Origin of the sequence: Burkholderia sp. THE68, from assembly GCF_009938265.1 — a bacterium.
GTDB lineage: Bacteria > Pseudomonadota > Gammaproteobacteria > Burkholderiales > Burkholderiaceae > Caballeronia.
This window is the reverse complement of the sequence record NZ_AP022315.1, coordinates 899454-920177: the sequence shown is the minus strand read 5'-3', so window position 1 is coordinate 920177 and position 20724 is coordinate 899454. Positions and strand designations below refer to the sequence as shown.

Below are 20724 nucleotides of genomic sequence, written 5' to 3'. Positions count from 1 at the left end.
TGCGCGACCCCGAGAACCTGGCCGAATGGCCGAGGTCCGAACCCCTGGTGAGTTGAGTTAGACTCGTTTCTCGCCTCGCCCTGGAACCTTAACGAGCGTCAATACAGGAAGTCGATGCGCTATTCGTTCGAAATCAGGAAGTTCATTTACAGCCAGTATTTCTTCGGCGGCTTGCGCATCGCTTTGGGCGTGTCGCTGCCCGCCGTCCTGATGCTCATCGTTTTTCACAATCGCGAGCTTGGTTTCACGATCGCAACCGGCGCGCTCGGCGCGTGCGTCGTCGACATGCCCGGGCCGCTGCGCCACAAGCACAATGAGATGCTCGCGTGCACGCTGATCGGCTTCTGCGCGGCGCTCGCCACGGGCATCGCGACGGCGCATCCGCTGACGCTCTGGCTGACCATCGTGCCGCTCACCTTCATGCTGTCGCTGATCGTCGTGTATGGCAACCGCTGGCCGCAGATCAGCTTCGCGACGCTCTTCATGATGGTCGTCACGCTCGAAGAGCATTTCACGCCGATGCAGGCGCTCATCAACGCTTCGTGGATTCTCCTGGGCGGCCTCTGGTACACCTACTGGGCGACGCTCGTCTCCCGCCTGCTCGTGTATCGCATCGAACAGCAGGCGCTCGCCGAGAGCATCTTCAGTTGCGCCGAGTATCTGCTCGCGCGTGCCGATTTCTACGACGGCGACGCCGATCTCGACGAGTGTTATCGCATGCTCATCGAAAAGCAGATCGCGGCCGTCGAACGGCAGGAAGCGGCGCGCGACATCGTGTTGCGCAATCTGCCGAAGGTGAAAAGCGGCAAGCTCGATGCGCGGCGCGCGCGGCTCTTCAATCTGTTCATCAACGTGGTGGATCTGCACGAGTTCTTCGTCGGCGCGCACACGGATTATCCGCTCGTGAGAAAGACCTTCGCGGGCTCGGATGTGCTCGTCTTCTATCGCGACCTGATGAGAAAGGCGAGCGCGGATCTGGAAGAGATCGGCCTCGCGGTGTTGCAGAACAATGCGGCGGGCAGGCAAATCAGCATGAAGGCCGAGTTGCGCGCGATCGAGTACGAACTGGAGCTGATGCGCAAGCACGGCCTGCCCGAGAAGAATCCCGAAGCGTACACGGCGGCGGCGGCCGTGTTCAGGCGTCTGTGGAGTGCGACGCGCCTCATCGACAAGATGCGCCGCCGCACGCGCGACGACGCGAGCACGATCGAAACCGAAGTGCAGATCGATCACGCGCTGTCGCGCTTCATTTCGAGCCGGCGCGTGCCGTTCATGCAGATTTTCTCGAACCTCACGATGGCCTCTCCGAGCTTCCGGCACGCGCTGCGCGTGACGATCGCGGTGGGCATCGGCTTCTGGCTCGGACGTCTGTTGCCGCTCACGAACGCGTACTGGATCGTGATGACGACCGTCATCATCCTGAAGCCCGGCTATTCGCTCACCAAGCAGCGCAACACGCAGCGGATCATCGGCACGGCGATCGGCTGCGCGGTGACCATCGCGCTGATTCTCTTCGTGAAGGAGCCGCATATCCTGCTCGTCGTGATGTTCGCGTCGATGGTGATGAGCTATAGCCTGCTGCTCTTCAACTATGCGGCGAGCGTCGTGTTCACGTCGTCGTACGTGCTCTTGATGTTCCATCTGCTCGCGCCGGGCAGCTTGCGGCTGATCGGCGAGCGCGCGATCGATACGGTCGTCGGCTGCGCGATCGCCATTGCGGCGAGCCATCTCTTTCCGTACTGGGAATATCGCCTGATGGGCAAGCTCGTGAAGGATCTGCTCGCCGCGACGCGCAGCTATCTGGAAGCGAGCTGGTGGTGGCGGGCGAAGCCGGCGTCGCCCGCGGAGAAGGCCCGCGCGGCTGCTTCATCGACGATGGAAACGCCTGTCGAGCGCGCCGTATTCGCCGATGCGAACGCGGTGGCGGTGGCGGCGTCGGCGGTTGCGGAAGCGGCGGCGCAAACCGTCGCAGTCAACGCCGAAGCCGCCAGCGAACCCGCGCTGGTCACCGACCCGGCGATGAAGGCCGCGAGCGCAACGGCGCAGCGTCTGTCGTCGGTGAGCATCGGCGAAAGCACGGCGGCGACGGCGAGCAAGGGCGCATCCGCCGCAGCCACGGTCGCCGCCACCGCGCTCGACCGCGACTTCCGCTATCGGCTTGCGCGCAAGAATGTGCATATCGCGTTCGCCAATCTGGCGCAGGCGTTCCAGCGCATGATGCTGGAACCGAAGCCGCAGCAAAGATACGTCGCCGAACTGAACGATCTGCTCGTGCAAAGCCATGTGCTGGCTTCGCAGATCACCGCCGCCGCGCCGCTGCTGCAGTCGCTCAACGAAGCGGGCGGCCAGCCGTTCGAGCCGGTGCAGCGCACCTTCGGCGTGGTGCGCGACAACCTCGCGGGCGCCGAGGGCGAACTGCCCGCCGCGCCCAAGCCCGATGCGCCGCCCGCGCAAGCGGATGCGCTCAAGGAACTTCGGCGCGATCTCGACAAAATGGTCGTCGATGCCGAGCGCGCGCAATCCTTGCCCGCCGATGCGCTTCACGACCTGAAACTGCTCGCGCATCAATGCAAGCAGATGCTGACGGCCTCGTCGCTCATTGGCAAGGATGCCGCGCAGATTCGTCTTCCGGTGTGACGGGGCGCTACCGCGTTACTGTGACGCGCCGATCGCGGGCACGGCTGGCCGCACGTCGCTCGCGGCGGAGGGTTGCGCGTTTTGCTGATCGAACGCGCGCTTTTCACGGATCGCGTTGAAGAGGACCGTGCCGATCACCAGCAACACCACGACGACGATGAACACGCTGACCGCGCGCGTCGGATTTTTCTTGGGCTTGCCGTCCGAGGGGCGGGAGTCGCGGGGGTCGTGGGTCATGAAATGGTGTGTGACGCGGTGTGGGAAAGGACCCGACATGGTACTCGGGTTGGGTTTCAGTTGGATTGCGGCTGAGGCGGTTCGCGCAGCGCTGGTCCGCGTCGTTTCGGAACGCGCACGCCGCGCGCGAAATTCTGTGCTGCACCCTGTCGCTTGAACGACGCGCGCCGGATGACGATACTACTCACGATTCCATGCGCGTCCGATCCCGGCAAGGGCTGCAAGGGGCAAGACCGGGATACCTTGTGACCGGACGCGTTGTGCCGCCCTCACCGGGCGGCTTTTTGTTCGAGGCGGTCGTTGCGACAGCGAACCTCAACTCTCCAGCGTCGGCCTGACCGGCAACGCCGTCGAATACTTGATCTGCTCCATCGCAAAGCTCGAACTCACGTCATAAAGCGGCACCGCGCGAATGAGCAGCTTGTACACGCGATCGTAGTCGTCGATATCGGACACCACCACGCGCAACAGATAATCGGTTTCGCCGCTCATCCGATACACCTCGACCACTTCCGGAATATCGCGCACCGCGCGCGTGAAATCTTCAGCCCACGTCTGCGTGTGCTGGTTCGTGCGCACCGCGACGAAAACGGTCGTGCCGACGCCGAGCTTCTTCGGATCGCACAGCGCCACCTGCGCGCGGATCACGCCCGTTTCCTTCAGGCGCTGCACGCGCTTCCAGCAAGGCGTCTGCGACAGATTCACCCGTTGCGCGAGCTCCGCGATGGGCATCGTCACATCGTTCTGCAGCAATTCGAGCAACTTGCGGTCGATGAGGTCCATTCCCATGCTGCGCCCCTTATAGGAAATTATTCTATTTCTGGATGTTCGAGCGGAATTATATGGAAACTAATTCTTGAGGCAAGCCGGTATAAATAAGCCGATCGATAACGACAAACAGACGGCTCCATCCACTATGCGACTCGAACATGTCAGCGGCCCGGCGCGGCCCTTCTCCCCGGCTCATCCGGCTTCGGATTCCCCCGCCCATCAAAGCCCGGCGCTCGAACAACTGTGCCGCGAGATCGACGCGGCGTTCGCCGCCGAAACCGGGCCGCGCGCATCGTTCGGCGAGCGCGTGCGCCTTGCGCTGCAACGCGCGATCGCCGATCCGGGCCTGCTGCGCCCCGATCAGCGCGTGAGCAATCCGCAGGGTTATCGCCGTCATCTGCTCGCCGCCGATCCGCTCAACCGCTACGCGATCGCCGCGCTCGTCTGGGAGCCGGGACAGGCGAGCCCGGTGCATGGTCATCGGACCTGGTGTGGCTATGCGGTGATCGAAGGCGGCCTCGAAGAAACGCTGTATCGATGGGATGCCGCCAGCAATCGTGCGGTGCAGACGCGGCGTCACGCGCGCCCGCCAGGCGCGGTTTCTTACGTGGATGCGGGGCGCGGCGCGATCCATCAGCTCGGCAATCCCGCCGATACCGCCGCGCGCGCCGTGTCGCTGCATATCTACGGCGTCGCGGGCGAGCAGATCGCCACGCACGTCAACGATCTGCTGGCGGCCTGATGAACGCTCAGCCCTTCCCCGGTTCCGAGGCCGTCGGAATCTGCGGCGGAATCGGCACGGATTGATCGGTCGGCGGCGGCGCCGGCTGCGGCTCGTGCGACACATCGCGCGAGAGTGCCGGGCCGACCGCCGCTTCGTCCTCCTGCGCGCCCGGCGGCGCCTCGCCCGTCCAGATGCGGCGCGCGCGCTCGCGGCCTTCGGCGGCATCGGCGCCGAGCATCGCATCGCGCGTCATCTGCACATGCATCTGCGGCACGGGAATCTCCATGCCGGCTTCGTCCATCTTGCGCTTGATGCGCAGGTTGAACGCCCGCGCGACGCTCCATTGCTGCAGCGGCCGCGTCTTGATCTGCCCTTTCACGACCATCCAGTTCGGATCGAAACGGTCCAGCCCCCACACTTCCACCGGCCCGAGCATTTCGAGCCGATAGCGCACATCGGCCATCAGTTCGGCGCCGACTTCGCGGATCATCTGCGTGACTTCGTCGACGTCCGCCGTGAACGGCACGCGCACCTCGAACACCGCATACGCGAAGTCGCGCGACAGGTTTTTCACCGTCTTGATCTGCGAGAACGGAATCGCGTGGATCGCGCCCTGGCCGTCGCGCAGGCGCACGGTGCGAATCGTCAGGCTTTCGACGATGCCCGCGTGGCCGCCCTCGACCTCGATCGAATCGCCGACCGAGATCGTGTCCTCGATGATGATGAAAAGCCCCGTGATCAGATCCGCGACGAGCGACTGCGCGCCGAAGCCGACCGCGAGACCGATCACGCCCGCGCCCGCGAGCAGCGGCGTCACGTTCAGACCAAGATTCGCGGCGGTGACGATCGCCGCGGCTGTCAGCAGGAACACGAACACGACATTGCGCACGAGCGGCAGCATCGTGCGGGCGCGCATGCTCGGGCCGCGCCCGCCGCGCCGCGCGGCGTCCGGCCGCAGCGCTTCCTGAATGCCCGTATCGATCAGAATCCAGATCAGCCACACGACGAAAAACGTCAGCAGGATCATCGCGACCGCGTGCGTGATGCCGCGCGCCGCGACGCTCTCCTCCGCCATGCGCGCGAGCGAGAAGCCCCAGAAACGCGACGACAGTTCGAGAAACACGAGCCAGACGCCGACCACGATCATCGTCCCGACGAACTTGACGAGTCTGCGCACATACGCCGATTGCCGGCGCGGCTTGCGCGACTTCGGGCGCGTGATTCGCACGACGATCGCGGAGAGAAAGAACGCGACGACGAGCAGGCCCGCGGTCGCGATCGCCATCTGCAACACATTCTCGGATGTGCCGATCCCCATCAGCGTCGCCACCACCGACGCCGACGCGAGCAACAGCAGCGGCAACTGCCACAACGACGCGACCACCTCGAAGGTTTCGGTCGCCGCCTTGCGCGTATTGCGCTGCTCGTAGGTGCGGCTTCTGATCAGATGCGCGACGGGCCGCTGGAACGCGAGCGCGAAATACGCGGTGAGGCCCGCCGCGCCCATGTTCGCGCACGTCGAAATGAGCGCGGACAGATTGGTGCCGAGCTGCTGCGCGACGTCGTAGTTGGCGGCCGCGTCGCCGAGCGCGCCGAGCGTGCCGATCAGAAACAGCAGCCGCCGCGCACGAATGATCAGCAGGTTCACCGCGACGCGCCGATGCGCCGAGCCGAACAGCGAGAACATGATGAGGCAGATCGCGGAAAACACCGCGCCCGCGACCATCGCATAGGCGGTGACCATCGCGAGCGTGCGGCCGAGCGACAGCGGCATGTAGTGCGTGAAGGTCAGCGCCGCGAGGAACGCGAAGAGGTACGGCGCGACGCGGCGCAGCGTGAAGAGCAGCAGCTCGCGCGTCGTCGGATTCGAATGCAGGCCGGTGTCGATGCCGTAACGCGTCTGCATGCGCCGCTGCAGATACACCAGCACGAACGCGCACGCGCCCCAGCCCGCGAGCGTCGCGAAATAGTTGAAGAGCGTGTGGCCGAACGACTCGCGGCTCTGGCTCGTGACGATCGTGAAAAGTTCGTTGCCGGCGGCGTTGAAACGCCCGCTCCAATAGGCGATCGGCGTCTTGCCGCGCTTCACGTCGGCTTCGATATTGGTGAGCGCCGATGCGATCGCGCCGAGCAGGCCGGCGTTCTGCGCGATCGTCGCCACGACCGACGATGCCGTCGCGCCGGATGGCGCCGCTGCACCCGCTGCGGGCGTGCCGCTTGCCGTGGCGTCCGGCGTTGCGGAAGCGGCTGTCGCTCCTGCTGCCGGAAGCGCGTCATCGGCGGCGCGCTTGGCATCGCGCAGGTGCTTCAGTTGCGAGACGAGCGCGGCGCGCTGCTTGTCGCTGTCGAGCGTGCCGATGATGTTGTCGAGCGAGCGCACCATCTCCGCATCGGACATCGCCGGCGCCGACGCAGCGTCCGGCGCGGATGCGGGCGCGGCCGGCGTGATCAGTTCCTGAAAGGACGGCAGCGTGAGTGCGGGACCCGCCGCCTGGGCGGCTGGCGCCGCGAGCACGATAGCCGCGACGAATGCGACGAGTGAGAACGCGCCGGAAGCGCAGCGCGCGCGCTGGCGCACGAGCGCCGCCATCCAGGATATCGCGACAGACGCCCACGCGCGGTCATGCGCGAGGTTGCGTGACTTCATAACGGTCTCGATTTCTGAAAGACCGCCAGTTTAGCGGCTGGGACCAGCAGCCCGCCCAAAGCGGACGTAACCGAATGTTAAGTGTCGACGCGCTGATTTTTCAGACAAATAGCCACGCGCTATTTGTCCATCTCGGTGCGCGTGCCGCCGGCATCGGACGACGGGCCCGCGACCGAGCCTTGCGCGCTCGCCTGCGGATTCGACGCGCCGCCGTCCGTGGCCGACCATTGCTGCAGTTTGCGCCCGGCCGACTGCAGGCCGGCGCCAGTTGCGCTCGCGGCGTTGGTGATCGCGGCGTTGGTGGCGCTCGCCGCGTTATCGAAGTTCGCTCGCGCCGTCGCGGCGACGCCGCTCGCGGACACGTCGGGCATGGAGCCGGCGTTGTCGAAATTCTGCTGCGCGGACTGCTTGGCCGCATCGACCTTCTGGCCGACGTAGCTTGCCGCCTGATCGAACTTCTGGCTGGTCTGGCTCGCGACGTTGTTGAACGCGCTCGCGGCCTGTCCCGCTGTGGCGTCGTGCTTTTCGCAAGCGGCGAGCACGCCGAGCGCCGCGAGCGCCACGGCAATGCGGTTCATGGAATTCATCTGCATGGCGTTACCTTCCACCTCATCTCGAAACTGGCGAACATCATACGCTGTCGGGGCAGCGCCTCTTCCAAAGCGATGAACGATCCAGTTCGCGCACCGGAAGCGCGAATCGGTCGCCCGAACCTTGCATCATAGGAGAACTGGTGGACGCTCAAAATCCGTGAACATGCTTTCAAGAACCTATCGAAAGGCGCGACGTCGCGAATAATCAGCAAATAGAACTTTTCCTCTACATTTAGGAGACTTCTGGTTATGGCGCGATATCCGGTTGGCTATATTCGCCACGGTCCCGCCTCCACGAAGTCTCGCACCATGCTTTTGATGAATGTCACCGTCGTCCTCGTCGCAGGATTGATGCTGTTCGAGCCGCTCACCCGCGCGCCCGTCTCCCGCGTCACCACACCCCGGATGCGACGCAATCTCGCTCATCGTGCGTTCTTTCAGGCAGGCGCTGCATTCTTCGCGGCATTGTTCATCGCGACGAGTCCGCCCGCGCCCGATCGCATCTCGCCGCTGCTGGTGCTGGCGGTCGCCGCGCTGCTCGTGTGTGCGAGCGTCTACTGGATCGTGCGAGGCAAGCGCTTGCTCAAACAGCGTCGCGTATTCAGCAATATGTATTGATTCCTTCGACGCGCGCGATCGCTGCGCGTCCTCCGAGCGGCCGGCTCAGAAACAAGGCCGCTTGCATTTTCGACTCCAAATCTGCCTTCCGGCATCCCGAGTGCTTGCAGTGCTTTGCGGTATATTCGCGCCGAAGCATCAGCGAACGCCTGGACGAAAAAAAAGGCGCTACGTTGCCGTAGCGCCTTAAAAGTTCTAGCCATTCCGAGGGCCGTGCTAGAACCTGAGAGCCTGTCTTTCGAGTCCTGAACGGGAAGCACTCACGCGCACATCGTGTCTGGTTTCGAAATTCGGTTCCATTTTTTCCGGGATCGCTGCGCGAGTCAAGCAAAATTTCACGGTCCGGGCAACTGCCCAAGTTTCGTTCAAGCCGTGCTGATGAACGAAATAAATTCGCAGCGAATGCACCTTATCGCCGAGGCTTGCATCGTTTGCAAGTTTTTGGATGCCCGCTTGTAGAATTGCGCCCAGTCATCAAACAAAACAATGTTTCACAAAACAAAAGCCTATGCAAAATGATCGGTCGCTAGGCCGGGAACGCGCCCGGGAAAAAGACGGCGAGGAAGTCACCGCACTCGCCCGCGGACTCGACGTGCTGCGCAGGATCGCCGCCGCGGACGCGCCTGTCAGCAATCGCGAGCTGACCGACTGGACCGGCATTCCCAAGCCCACGATTTCACGCATTACCGCGACGCTCGTCGGCGCGGGACTGCTGCTTCGCCTGCCCGATAGTGAGCGCTTCGTGCTGACTGCGTCCGTGCTCGAACTGAGCAACGGATTCTTACGCAATTTCGATATCCGTGCTCGGGCGCGTCCTTTCCTCATCCGCCTCGCCGAGCGCACCGGTTTGTCGGTGCACCTCGCCGTGCGCGATCGTCTTGAGATGGTTGTAATCGATGCCATTCGGCCGCGATCTGCGGTGCTCGTGTCGCGGCTCGAAGTCGGCGGTCGGATGGATCTGAGCCGCACCGCGGTCGGCCGCGCGTATCTCGCGGTGCTGTCGGAGGCGGACCGGCGCGCGCTCATCGGCAGCCTGCAGACGGCTTCGGGCGACGACTGGCCGGCAATCGCCGGCGGTTTGCAGCGCGGCATCGACGACGCCTTGCAACTCGGCTTCGCGATCTCGCTCGGCGAATGGCATCACGGGCTGAACGCCGTCGCGGCCGGCTTCGTCGGGCCGTCCGAAGAGCGTTACTCGGTCAACTGCGGCGGCGCTTCGCATCAGTGCTCGCGCGAAGTCCTCGTCGACGAGGTCGCGCCTTCGCTGCTCGAATGCGTCGAGCAGATTACGCGCGAGATCGGCGGCACGCACGCGACGAACGCCGCGCGCGCCGCCGGTTAGACTACGCGACGACGCTTGCCGCATATGCCGGCCGAAGCGCATCGAAAGCTCGCGTCGATGCGCGTGTAACAGTCGTAATCAACAGAAAGAATGACCGGTGGACGGAGCCGGGTGCGGCACGTAGCATCATGCTTCGCGCGCACCGGGGCCGCGCCGACGTCCGACCTGCCTCGGCGGGAAGGCTTTCCGGCTGCTTTCGGCGGCCTCGTCATTCGGCGCGGTTTCCGCTTCGGTTCGCTTCGCTGCGTGTTCGACGCGCGCGCCGCTCCGCCCTGCACACGCTCGAACCGCGAACCGCCGTCCGTGCGCGCACCGTACCCGTTTTGAAAGACCCAGCCACCGAACCGATGGACGACCAAAAGAATCCCCCCTCGCAGCCGCGCCCGACGCCTCCCACGCCCGCAACGCCCGCCGCCGTCGAGCCCACGGCGCGCCGCCGCCGGATCGTGCCGCTCATCGTCGCGATTCTGATCGTCGCCGGCGCCATCGTGTGGTGGCATCCGTGGAACCGTGGCGACAGCGGCGGCACGAGCGGCCCGCAGGAAGCGCGTCAGGGCGGACGGCGCGGCGCGAACGCGACCAACCAGCCGCAGCCGGTGCACGTGGCGTCCGTCACGCAGGGCGAAATGCCCGTGGTCATCAATTCGCTCGGCACGGTGACGCCGCTCGCGAACGTCACGGTCAAGACGCAACTGAACGGCACGCTAGTCGACGTCGCCTTCAAGGAAGGCCAGATGGTGAAGAAGGGCGATTTGCTCGCGCAGATCGACCCGCGCCCGTATGAAATCTCGCTGCGCAACGCGCAAGGCACGCTCGCGAAGGATCAGGCGTTGCTGCAGACCGCGCGGCTCGACCTGCAGCGCTATCAGACGCTGTTGTCGCAGGATTCCATCGCCAGGCAGCAGGTCGACACGCAAGCGTCGCTCGTCAAGCAGTACGAAGGGGCGGTGAAATCCGACCAGGCGAACGTCGATACCTACAAGCTCGACCTCACCTACGCGCGCATCACGGCGCCGGTGTCGGGGCGCGTCGGTTTGCGTCAGGTCGACCCGGGCAATTACGTGACGACGGGCGACACCAACGGCGTCGTCGTCATCACGCAATTGCAGCCGATCAGCGTGATCTTCACGACGTCCGAGGACAATCTCGCCGCCATTCTCAAGCCGCTGCACGCGGGCACGAAAATGTCGGTCACCGCGTACGACCGCGCGAACACCACCTCGCTCGAAGCGGGCTTCCTCGAAACGGTCGACAACCAGATCGACACGACCACCGGCACCGTGAAACTGCGCGCCACCTTCGAGAACAAGGGCGGCATGCTGTTTCCGAATCAGTTCGTGAACACGAAACTGCTGGTCGACGTGATCCGCAACGCGACCATCGTGCCGACGTCCGCGGTCCTGAACGGCTCGTCGGGCGCGTTCGTCTATGTCGTGAAGCCGGACAACACCGTTACCGTGCGCAACGTGAAGACCGGTCCAGTCGACGGCGAGCGCACCAGCATCAAGTCCGGGCTGCAAGTGGGCGAGCGCGTGGTGATCGACGGTTCCGACCGCCTGAAGGAAGGCGCGAAGATCACGATCCCGGCTGAAAAGGCGGCGGCGGCTTCGGGCGCGTCCGGTGCTTCCGGCGCTTCGGGCGCGTCGGCGGCGGCGCCCGCGTCGGCGGCGTCGGGCGCGCGGCATGGCGGGCATCGACGTCAACAGTCGCAGCAGCAGTAATCCCGAGCATCACGTAACCAATTCGGCATGAACCCATCTCGCATTTTTATTCTGCGCCCGGTCGGCACGGCGCTCCTGATGGCGGCGATCATGCTGGTCGGCCTCGTCGCGCTGCGCTTTTTGCCGCTCTCCGCGCTGCCCGCCGTCGACTATCCGACGATCCAGGTCCAGACGTTCTATCCGGGCGCGTCGCCCGACGTGATGACCTCGAGCGTCACCGCGCCGCTCGAAAAGCAGTTCGGCCAGATGGCGAGCCTGAACCAGATGTCGTCGCAGAGTTCGGCGGGGGCATCGGTCATCACGCTGCAGTTCAGCCTCGACTTGCCGCTCGATATCGCCGAGCAGGAAGTGCAGGCGGCGATCAACGCGGCGGGCAACCTGCTGCCGTCCGACCTGCCCGCGCCGCCGATCTACGCGAAGGTGAACCCTGCCGACGCGCCGATCATGACGCTCGCCGTGAGCTCGAAGACATTGCCGCTCACGCAGGTGCAGGACCTCGCCGATACGCGTCTCGCACAGAAGATCTCGCAGGTCGCGGGGGTGGGCCTCGTGGCGGTGAGCGGCGGCAACCGCCCCGCCGTGCGTATCCGCGCGAATACGCGCGCGCTGGCGTCGTACGGCCTGAACATCGACGACTTGCGCACGACCATCTCGAACCTCAACGTCAACACGCCGAAAGGCAACTTCGACGGCCCTTCGCGCGCCTACACGATCAACGCGAACGACCAGCTCACCGACGCCGACGCATACAAAAGCGCGGTCGTCGCCTATCGCAGCGGCCGGCCGGTGATGCTGACCGACGTCGCGACCATCGTGCAGGGTCCGGAGAACACGAAGCTCGGCGCGTGGGTCGATTCGACGCCCGCGATCATCCTGAACGTGCAGCGCCAGCCGGGCGCGAACGTGATCGCGGTCGTCGACGGCATCAAGAAAATCCTGCCGCAATTGCAGCAGGCGCTGCCGGCGGCGCTCGACGTGCGCGTCGTCACCGACCGCACCACCACCATCCGCGCCTCGGTGCGCGACGTGCAGTTCGAGCTCGCGCTGTCCGTCGTGCTGGTCGTGCTGGTCATTTATCTGTTCCTCGCGAACGTCTACGCGACCATCATCCCGAGCCTTTCCGTGCCGCTCTCATTGGTCGGCACGCTCGCGATCATGTATCTGTGCGGCTTCTCGCTCGACAACCTTTCGCTGATGGCGCTGACCATCGCGACCGGTTTCGTCGTCGACGACGCCATCGTGATGATCGAGAACATCGCGCGTTACGTCGAGGAAGGCGACCCGCCGCTCGAAGCGGCGTTGAAGGGCTCGAAGCAGATCGGCTTCACCATCATCTCGCTGACGGTTTCGCTCATCGCCGTGCTGATTCCGCTGCTCTTCATGGGCGACGTGGTCGGCCGCCTGTTCCATGAGTTCGCGATCACGCTCGCGGTGACCATCGTCATTTCGGCGATCGTCTCGCTCACGCTCGTGCCGATGATGTGCGCCAAGCTCCTGCGCCACACGCCGCCGAAGGAAAGCAAGCGTTTCGAGGCGCGCGCGCATCAGTTCATCGATTACGTGATCGGGCGTTACGCGGTCGCGCTGAACTGGGTGTTGGAGCGTCAACGCGCGACGCTGTTCGTGTTCGTGCTCACGCTCATCTGCACCGCCGTGCTGTACGTGTACATTCCGAAGGGCTTTTTCCCGACTCAGGACACGGGCGTGATCCAGGCGATCACGCAGGCGCCGCAGGCGGCGTCGTACAAGGCGGTCGCCGAGCAGCAGCAGGCGCTCGCAGCAAAGATCCTGCAGAACCAGGACGTGGAAAGCCTGACCTCGTTCGTCGGCGTGGACGGCACGAACATCACGCTCAATAGCGGGCGCATGCTCATCAACCTGAAGCCGCGCGACGACCGCGACAATACGTCGAGCGACATCATCCGCACGATCCAGAGCGAAGTCGCCGACATCCCCGGTATCAAGCTCTACATGCAGCCGGTTCAGGATCTGACGATCGATTCGACTGTCAGTCCGACGCAATATCAGTTCATGCTGACGGACCCGAACGCGACCGAATTCGCCGAATGGGTGCCGAAGCTCGTCGAGCGCCTGCAACACACGTCGATCCTGACCGATGTCGCCACGGATCTGCAGCAGAACGGCCAGTCGGTGTATATCGAGATCGACCGGGCGACGGCCGCGCGCTTCGGCATCACGCCCGCGACCGTCGACAACGCGCTGTACGACGCGTTCGGCCAGCGCATCATCTCGACGATCTTCACACAGTCGAACCAGTACCGCGTGATTCTCGAAGCGGAGCCGTCCGACGCGCATTACAGCGACACGCTCAACGGCATCTACCTGCCCTCTTCCACCGCGACCAACGGTCAGGTGCCGCTTTCGGCCATCGCGAAGTTCCATGAGCGCGCGGCGCCCTTGCTGGTCACGCACCTCGGCCAGTTCCCGGCGACCACCGTCTCCTTCAACCTCGCGAAGGGCGCGTCGCTCGGCGAAGCGGTGAAGGCGATCGAGCAGGCGAAGCAGGACATCGGCTTGCCGGCGTCGTTCCAGATTCGCTTTCAGGGCGCGGCGCTCGCGTTCCAGGCGTCGCTGTCGAACGAGCTGTTCCTGATTCTCGCGGCCATCGTGACGATGTACATCGTGCTCGGCGTGCTGTACGAGAGCTTCATCCATCCGATCACCATTCTTTCGACGCTGCCTTCGGCGGGTGTCGGCGCGCTGCTCTCGCTGATGATCACCGGGCACGATCTCGACATCATCGGCATCATCGGCATCGTGCTTTTGATCGGCATCGTGAAGAAGAACGCGATCATGATGATCGACTTCGCGCTCGAAGCCGAACGCGACCAGGGCAAGCCGCCGCGCGAAGCGATCTTCCAGGCGTGCCTGCTGCGCTTTCGCCCCATTCTCATGACGACCATGGCGGCGCTCCTCGGCGCGTTGCCGCTGATGCTCGGCTGGGGCGCGGGTTCGGAGCTGCGGCGGCCGCTCGGCGTGGCGATCGTCGGCGGTCTGATCGTGTCGCAATTGCTCACGCTGTTCACCACGCCCGTGATCTATCTCGGCTTCGATTCGCTCGGCCGCAAGCTGCGCGCGCGGTTTCATCGCGGCACGCCCGGCGCGGCGCCGGCCGGTGAAGGACGCTGAGCCATGAATCTGTCGCGCTTTTTCATCGGCCGGCCAGTCGCGACGACTTTGCTCGCGATCGGCATCGCGCTCGCGGGCATGTTCGCGTTCGCGCGGCTGCCCGTCGCGCCGCTGCCGCAAGTCGATTTCCCGACGATCTCCGTGCAGGCGTCCCTGCCCGGCGCCAGCCCCGAGACCGTCGCGACGAGCGTCGCGAGCCCGCTGGAGCGGCATCTGGGCACCATCGCCGACGTGAGCGAAATGACCTCGATGAGCTCGGTCGGCTCGACACGCATCACGCTGCAGTTCGGCCTGAACCGCGACATCGACGGCGCCGCGCGCGACGTGCAGGCCGCGATCAACGCCGCGCGCGCCGACCTGCCGACCTCGCTGCGCCAGAACCCGACCTATCACAAGGTCAACCCCGCGGACGCGCCGATTCTCGTGCTCGCGCTCTCGTCGCCCACGCGCACGGCAGGCTCGCTCTACGATTCCGCCGCGACCGTCCTGCAACAGACGCTGTCGACCGTGCCGGGCGTCGGCGAAGTCGATGTGAGCGGCTCTGCGAACCCGGCGGTGCGCGTCGAACTGGAACCGGGTGCGCTCTTTCACTACGGCATCGGGCTGGAGGACGTGCGCGCCGCGCTCGCCTCCGCGAATGCGAACAGCCCGAAAGGCGCGATCGAGTTCAAGGGCACGCGGGTTCAGCTCTACACCAACGACCAGGCGAGCAAGGCGTCGCAATACAAGGATCTCGTCGTCGCGTACCGCAACGGCTCGGCGGTGAAGCTCTCGGACGTCGGCGAAGTGGTCGATTCGGTCGAGGATTTGCGCAATCTCGGTCTCATCAACAACAAGCGCGCGGTGCTCGTGATCCTGTATCGTCAGCCGGGCGCGAACATCATCGAGACGATCGACCGCGTGAAGTCGATGCTGCCGCAATTGCAGGCGGCGCTGCCCGCCGATGTGCAGATCACGCCGACCGCCGACCGCTCCACCACCATCCGCGCATCGCTGCACGACACCGAGCTGACGCTCGTGGTCGCGGTCGCGCTCGTCGTGATGGTCGTGTTCCTGTTTCTGCGCAACTGGCGCGCGACCCTGATACCGAGCGTCGCCGTGCCGATCTCGATCATCGGCACCTTCGCGGCGATGTATCTGCTCGGCTTCTCGCTCGACAATCTCTCGCTGATGGCGCTCACCATCGCGACCGGCTTCGTCGTCGACGATGCGATCGTCGTGCTGGAGAACATCACGCGGCATGTGGAGAAAGGCGTGCCGCGCATGCAGGCTGCCATTCTGGGTGCGCGCGAAGTGGGCTTCACGGTGCTGTCGATCAGCCTGTCGCTCGTCGCCGTGTTCCTGCCGATTCTGCTGATGGGCGGCATCGTCGGGCGGCTGTTCCGCGAGTTCGCGCTGACGCTGTCGCTTGCGATCGGCGTGTCGCTGATCGTGTCGCTGACCGTCACGCCGATGATGTGCTCGCGCCTGCTGCAGGAGCCGCAGGACCGCAAGGAGGAAGGCCGCGTCGCGCGCTGGCTGGAGCGCCAGTTCGAGCGCATGCAGCACGGCTACGCGCGCACGCTCGGCTGGGCGCTCGCGCATCCGCGCACGATCCTCATAGTCCTGCTCGCGACCATCGGGCTGAACATTTATCTGTACGTCATCGTGCCGAAGGGATTTTTCCCGCAGCAGGATACGGGGCGCATCGTCGGCGGCATTCAGGCGGACCAGAGCACCTCGTTTCAGGCGATGAAGGTCAAGTTCGCGGAAATGATGAAGATCGTCGAGGCCGATCCGGCCGTCGACAGCGTCGCGGGCTTCACGGGCGGGCGCTCCACGAATTCGGGCTTCATGTTCATTTCGCTGAAGCCGAAGAGCGTGCGCAAGGTGTCGGCGGATCAGGTGATCAACCGCTTGCGCAAGCCGCTCGCCGATGTCGCCGGCGCGCGCACGTTCCTGCAGGCCGTGCAGGATATTCGCGTGGGCGGGCGGCAGTCGAACGCGCAGTATCAGTTCACGCTGCTGTCGGACACGACCTCCGATCTCTACAAGTGGGGGCCGCTTCTCACCGATGCGCTGCAAAAGCGCCCCGAACTCACCGACGTCAACTCCGACCAGCAGCAAGGCGGGCTGGAAGCGATGGTCACGTTCGACCGCGCGACCGCCGCGCGCCTGGGCATCAAGCCCGCGCAAATCGACAACACGCTGTACGACGCGTTCGGGCAGCGGCAGGTTTCGACCATCTATAACCCGCTGTCGCAGTATCACGTCGTGATGGAGCTTGCGCCGAAATACTGGCAAGACCCGGAGATGCTCAAGCAGATCTACATCAGCACGTCGGGCGGAACGGCGAGCGGCTCGGCATCGACGCAATCGACGACCACGTCGGCATCGACGGCTTCGACGACGACAACAACGTCGACGTCCGCGACCGGCACCGACACCACCGCCGCCCTCGCGCTCGCCGCGGTGAAGAACTCTGCGACCAACGCGATCGCCGCAACGGGCAAGAACGGTTCGTCGTCGGGCGCGGCGGTGTCGACGACGAAGGAGACCATGGTTCCGCTGTCGGCCATCGCGAAGTTCGGGCCGGGCAATACGCCGCTGTCGGTGAATCACCAGAGTCAGTTCGTCGCCTCGACGATCTCGTTCAACCTGCCGCCGGGCAAGTCGCTGTCGGATGCGACCGCCGCGATCTACGAGACGATGGCCGAGATCGGCGTGCCGCAGACCATCCACGGCAGTTTTCAGGGCACGGCGCAGGCGTTCCAGCAATCGCTCAATGATCAGCCGCTCCTGATTCTCGCGGCGCTGGCGGCTGTTTATATCGTGCTCGGCATCCTGTACGAGAGCTATATCCATCCGATCACGATTCTCTCGACGCTGCCGTCCGCGGGCATTGGCGCGCTGCTCGCGTTGCTGCTGTTCAAGACGGAGTTCAGCATCATCGCGCTGATTGCGGTGATTCTGCTCATCGGCATCGTGAAGAAGAACGCGATCATGATGGTCGACTTCGCGATCGAGGCGACGCGTCATGGCGCGCAGACGCCGCAGGATGCGATTCGCGAAGCTTGCCTGTTGCGCTTTCGGCCGATCATGATGACCACTGCGGCCGCCTTGCTCGGCGCGCTGCCGCTCGCGTTCGGTACCGGCGAAGGGTCGGAGATGCGGGCGCCGCTGGGGATTGCCATCGTTGGCGGACTGATCGTGAGTCAGATGCTGACGCTTTATACGACGCCGGTTGTCTATCTTTATATGGACCGGTTCCGGATTCGCGCGGAAGAGCGGCGTGCGCGTCGTCAAGGCCGTGCGCGGCCGGCGAATGCGGCGGAGTGAATGACCTGCCGGTTTTCGTCGTCCAGCGAACCCCAGACTCGCCAAAAAAATGCTGCGCCCGCAAACGCGTCCCACAGCACGCCACGCAAAAATCGCCTACTTTGTCGGGTAGAAGCTCACTGCGACCCACGGCAAAGGAGCGTCCCGCATGAAAACGCTGAAAGTCCTGCTGATCGGCGCACACGGCCGCACGGGTCGATTGATCGCGCAGCGTCTGCACGACGAAGCCATCGCCTTTCGCGCGATGCTGCGCAAATCCGCCCACAAGAGCGAATTCACCGCGATGGGCGCAGAAATCGTGCTCGGCGATCTGACCAACGATTTCTGCCACGCCTTCGACGACATCACGCACGTAATCTACGCCGCCGGATCGGCGCAAACGGAAGGCATCCACGAGCAACGCGCAATCGACCGCGACGCCCTCATGCGTACCGCCGACTACGCAAAGCGCCGGCGCGTACAGCAACTCGTCGTGATCAGCGCGCTGTCGGCGTTCTATCCGGCGCGCAGCGGATTTGCCCTGCGCCACTATTCGCGGATGAAGCGCGAAGCCGACGAATACGTCGCGCATCGCGGCGTGCCATATGCGATTCTCCGGCCCGGACCGTTATCGGACGAAGCGGCGCGTGGCGCAATCGCGCTGGCCGACGAACTCACCGAGCACAAGCCCGAGGTCTCACGCGCGGATGTCGCGCGCATTGCGGTGCAATGCGTGACGCTCGGCCTCGGCAACCGGATGTTCGCGTTCGTCGGCGGCGACGAGCCCATCGATAGCGTGCTCGATTCGCTCAGGCTCGAACCCGTGCACGCCGCCCGTCACGCCGCGCCGACCAGCCTGTAGCCCACGCCCGTTTCCGTCACGATATGCTCGGGTTGCGCGGGATCGCGCTCGAGCTTCTGGCGCAGATGCGCCATGTAGATGCGCAGGTAATGCGGGCTCTCCACGTGCGACGGCCCCCACACTTCGAGCAGCAATTGCCGGTGCGTGAGCACGCGGCCCGCGTGCCGCACGAGCGTCGACAGCAGCCGATATTCGATCGGCGTCAGATGCACGTTCTCGCCGTGCTTCGTGACACGGCGCAACGCGAGATCGACGGTGACATCGCCGAAGGCCACCACCGGCGTCTCGCTCGCCTGCGCCTGATTGCGCCGCCGCAGATGCGCGCGAATCCGCGCCATCAGTTCGGAGACGCCGAACGGCTTCGTGAGGTAATCGTCGGCGCCGGCATCGAGCGCGGCCACTTTCTCTTCTTCCTGCGTGCGCGCGGACAGCACGATGATCGGCAACTCGGTCCAGCCGCGCAGCTCGCGGATCACGTCGATGCCGTCGGTATCGGGCAGGCCGAGATCGACGATCACGAGATCGGGCTTGCGCGTCGCGGCTTCGACTAGCCCTTGCTGGCCCGTCTCCGCTTCGTGGACCGTCATGCCCTGCGCTTCGAGCGACACGCGCACGAAACGTCGAATCTGCTTCTCGTCCTCGATCAGGACGACGGTGAAGGACGGCTCGCTCATGGTTTTAGTGGTCGTTATGGTACGAACCGCCCTAAGGCAGCATCAAGGCAGGAAAATCGTCGAGCCGGTTGTCTTGCGCGCTTCGAGTTCTTCGTGCGCGCGCGCGGCATCGGACAGCGAATAACGCTGGCGCACGTTCGTCTTCACCTTGCCTGACGACACGACTTCGAAAAGCTCCGCCGCCATCGCATCGAGATCGCTGCGTTTGGCGATGTAGCTGAAGAGCGTCGGCCGCGTGAAGTACAGCGAACCGCGTCCGGCGAGTTCGGACGAATCGAGCGGCGGCAGCGGCCCCGACGAATTGCCGAAGCTCACGAACAAGCCGAGCGGCGCGAGGCAATCGAGCGACGCGATATAGGTGTCCTTGCCGATCGAATCGTAGACGACGGGCACGCCCGCGCCGTTGGTGATTTCGCGCACGCGCTGGGTGAAGTTCTCGCGCGTGTAGACGATCGGATGATCGCAGCCGTGCGCCTTTGCGAGCTCGGCTTTCTCGTCCGAGCCGACCGTGCCGATCACCGTCGCGCCGAGCGCCTTCGCCCACTGACACGCGAGAAGGCCGACGCCGCCCGCCGCCGCGTGGATCAAAACCGTATCGCCCGCTTTCACGCGATAGGTCCGGCGCAGCAGATACTGAGCGGTCAGGCCTTGCAGCATGATCGATGCGGCATCTTCATAGCCGATCGAATCGGGCAACTTGACGACGTAATCCGCCGACATGACCCGCTCCTGCGCATACGCGCCCGGCGGACGCGACGCATACGCGACGCGATCTCCCGGCTTGAACTGCGTGACGCCCTCGCCCACCGCCGTCACCTCGCCCGCCGCTTCCATGCCGAGGCCGCCGGGCAGCGGCATCGGATAGAGGCCGGTGCGGAAGTACACGTCGATGAAATTGAGCCCCACCGCGTGATGCTTCACGCGAATTTCGCCCTTGCCCGGCGCGCCCACGTCCACGTCGACCCACTTCATGACTTCGGGGCCGCCTGCCTTGTCGAATCGGATTGCCTTGGTCATCGCTTGATTGTCTCCATCGGTTCGTCAGGCCCGCGCGAAACGCAGGCGCAAGTCGTCGAGAATCATGCGCGCGGTCGCGATGTTGGTCGCGCACGGCACGTTGTGTACGTCGCAGGCGCGCACGAGCGCGTTGATGTCGGGTTCGTGCGGCTGCGGGGTCATCGGATCGCGCAGAAAAATCACGATGTCGACGCGCCCTTCCGCCAGTTCGGCGCCGATCTGCAAATCGCCGCCGTGCGGGCCGGAAAGCTTGCGCTCGACCTCCAGCCCGTGCGCCGCCGCGATACGCCCGCCGGTCGTGCCCGTCGCGACGAGACTGCATTGCGCGAGCGTATCGACGAACTCGCCCGCGAGTCTGACGATGTCGTCCTTCTTCATGTCGTGCGCGATCAGCGCGACGCGTGTGGTCATGTGGGTGTCCTTGGTCCTTGCCT

General features: G+C 64.8%; 15 protein-coding genes. 8 read left to right on the top strand and 7 right to left on the bottom strand.

Annotated features, from left to right (window positions below; translation table 11 throughout):
* Positions 1 to 114: 114 nt before the first annotated feature.
* Positions 115 to 2637, top strand: a complete 2523-nt coding sequence (locus tag BTHE68_RS04350; RefSeq protein ID WP_162065295.1) for an FUSC family protein — start codon at positions 115 to 117, stop codon at positions 2635 to 2637.
* Between the two features lie 15 nt (positions 2638 to 2652).
* Here the strand turns inward: BTHE68_RS04350 and BTHE68_RS04345 are convergent, their stop codons facing one another.
* Positions 2653 to 2874, bottom strand: a complete 222-nt coding sequence (locus BTHE68_RS04345; RefSeq protein ID WP_162065294.1) for a hypothetical protein — start codon at positions 2872 to 2874, stop codon at positions 2653 to 2655.
* Between the two features lie 315 nt (positions 2875 to 3189).
* Positions 3190 to 3663, bottom strand: coding sequence for an Lrp/AsnC family transcriptional regulator (locus tag BTHE68_RS04340; protein WP_087131368.1), 474 nt, complete (start codon positions 3661 to 3663; stop codon positions 3190 to 3192).
* 127 nt (positions 3664 to 3790) lie between these two features.
* Here BTHE68_RS04340 and BTHE68_RS04335 point away from each other — a divergent pair, with 127 nt between their 5' ends.
* Positions 3791 to 4387, top strand: coding sequence for a cysteine dioxygenase family protein (locus BTHE68_RS04335; RefSeq protein ID WP_162065293.1), 597 nt, complete (start codon positions 3791 to 3793; stop codon positions 4385 to 4387).
* 7 nt (positions 4388 to 4394) lie between these two features.
* Here the strand turns inward: BTHE68_RS04335 and BTHE68_RS04330 are convergent, their stop codons facing one another.
* Both BTHE68_RS04330 and BTHE68_RS04325 read right to left on the bottom strand, forming a co-directional pair.
* Positions 4395 to 7016 carry a mechanosensitive ion channel family protein gene (locus BTHE68_RS04330; protein ID WP_162065292.1) on the bottom strand — a complete coding sequence of 874 codons (2622 nt, stop codon included), beginning with the start codon at positions 7014 to 7016 and terminating at the stop codon, positions 4395 to 4397.
* A gap of 119 nt (positions 7017 to 7135) precedes the next feature.
* Positions 7136 to 7609, bottom strand: a complete 474-nt coding sequence (locus BTHE68_RS04325) for a BCAL1086 family glycoprotein (protein WP_162065291.1) — start codon at positions 7607 to 7609, stop codon at positions 7136 to 7138.
* Positions 7610 to 7918: 309 nt separating this feature from the next.
* Between BTHE68_RS04325 and BTHE68_RS04320 the strand changes: the two genes are divergently transcribed.
* The 6 genes from BTHE68_RS04320 to BTHE68_RS04295 all read left to right on the top strand — a co-directional run bounded on the left by BTHE68_RS04320 (position 7919) and on the right by BTHE68_RS04295 (position 18599).
* Positions 7919 to 8227, top strand: coding sequence for a hypothetical protein (locus tag BTHE68_RS04320; RefSeq protein WP_162065290.1), 309 nt, complete (start codon positions 7919 to 7921; stop codon positions 8225 to 8227).
* Positions 8228 to 8735: 508 nt separating this feature from the next.
* Complete coding sequence (locus tag BTHE68_RS04315; RefSeq protein ID WP_162065289.1) at positions 8736 to 9569, top strand: IclR family transcriptional regulator; 834 nt, start codon at positions 8736 to 8738, stop codon at positions 9567 to 9569.
* A 347-nt stretch (positions 9570 to 9916) separates the two neighbouring features.
* Positions 9917 to 11290 carry an MdtA/MuxA family multidrug efflux RND transporter periplasmic adaptor subunit gene (locus BTHE68_RS04310; protein WP_162065288.1) on the top strand — a complete coding sequence of 458 codons (1374 nt, stop codon included), beginning with the start codon at positions 9917 to 9919 and terminating at the stop codon, positions 11288 to 11290.
* Positions 11291 to 11317: 27 nt separating this feature from the next.
* On the top strand, positions 11318 to 14440 hold the full coding sequence (locus BTHE68_RS04305) for an MdtB/MuxB family multidrug efflux RND transporter permease subunit (RefSeq protein WP_162065287.1): 3123 nt from the start codon (positions 11318 to 11320) through the stop codon (positions 14438 to 14440).
* Positions 14441 to 14443: 3 nt separating this feature from the next.
* Entirely contained in the window at positions 14444 to 17758 is a 3315-nt protein-coding gene (locus BTHE68_RS04300) for an efflux RND transporter permease subunit (RefSeq protein WP_162065286.1), read from the top strand.
* 148 nt (positions 17759 to 17906) lie between these two features.
* Complete coding sequence (locus BTHE68_RS04295) at positions 17907 to 18599, top strand: SDR family oxidoreductase (RefSeq protein WP_162065285.1); 693 nt, start codon at positions 17907 to 17909, stop codon at positions 18597 to 18599.
* Here BTHE68_RS04295 and kdpE read toward each other — a convergent pair.
* Genes kdpE through BTHE68_RS04280 form a run of 3 tightly spaced genes read right to left on the bottom strand, consistent with a single transcriptional unit; the run spans position 18575 to position 20701 of the window.
* Positions 18575 to 19273 carry a two-component system response regulator KdpE gene (kdpE, locus tag BTHE68_RS04290; protein WP_162065284.1) on the bottom strand — a complete coding sequence of 233 codons (699 nt, stop codon included), beginning with the start codon at positions 19271 to 19273 and terminating at the stop codon, positions 18575 to 18577. The two genes, BTHE68_RS04295 and kdpE, sit on opposite strands and share 25 nt — an antisense overlap.
* Positions 19274 to 19315: 42 nt before the next feature.
* The gene (locus BTHE68_RS04285; RefSeq protein WP_162065283.1) at positions 19316 to 20290 is read right to left on the bottom strand and encodes a quinone oxidoreductase family protein; all 975 of its coding nucleotides are present in this window, start codon (positions 20288 to 20290) and stop codon (positions 19316 to 19318) included.
* 24 nt (positions 20291 to 20314) lie between these two features.
* Entirely contained in the window at positions 20315 to 20701 is a 387-nt protein-coding gene (locus tag BTHE68_RS04280; protein ID WP_061175918.1) for a methylglyoxal synthase, read from the bottom strand.
* Positions 20702 to 20724 lie beyond the last annotated feature (23 nt).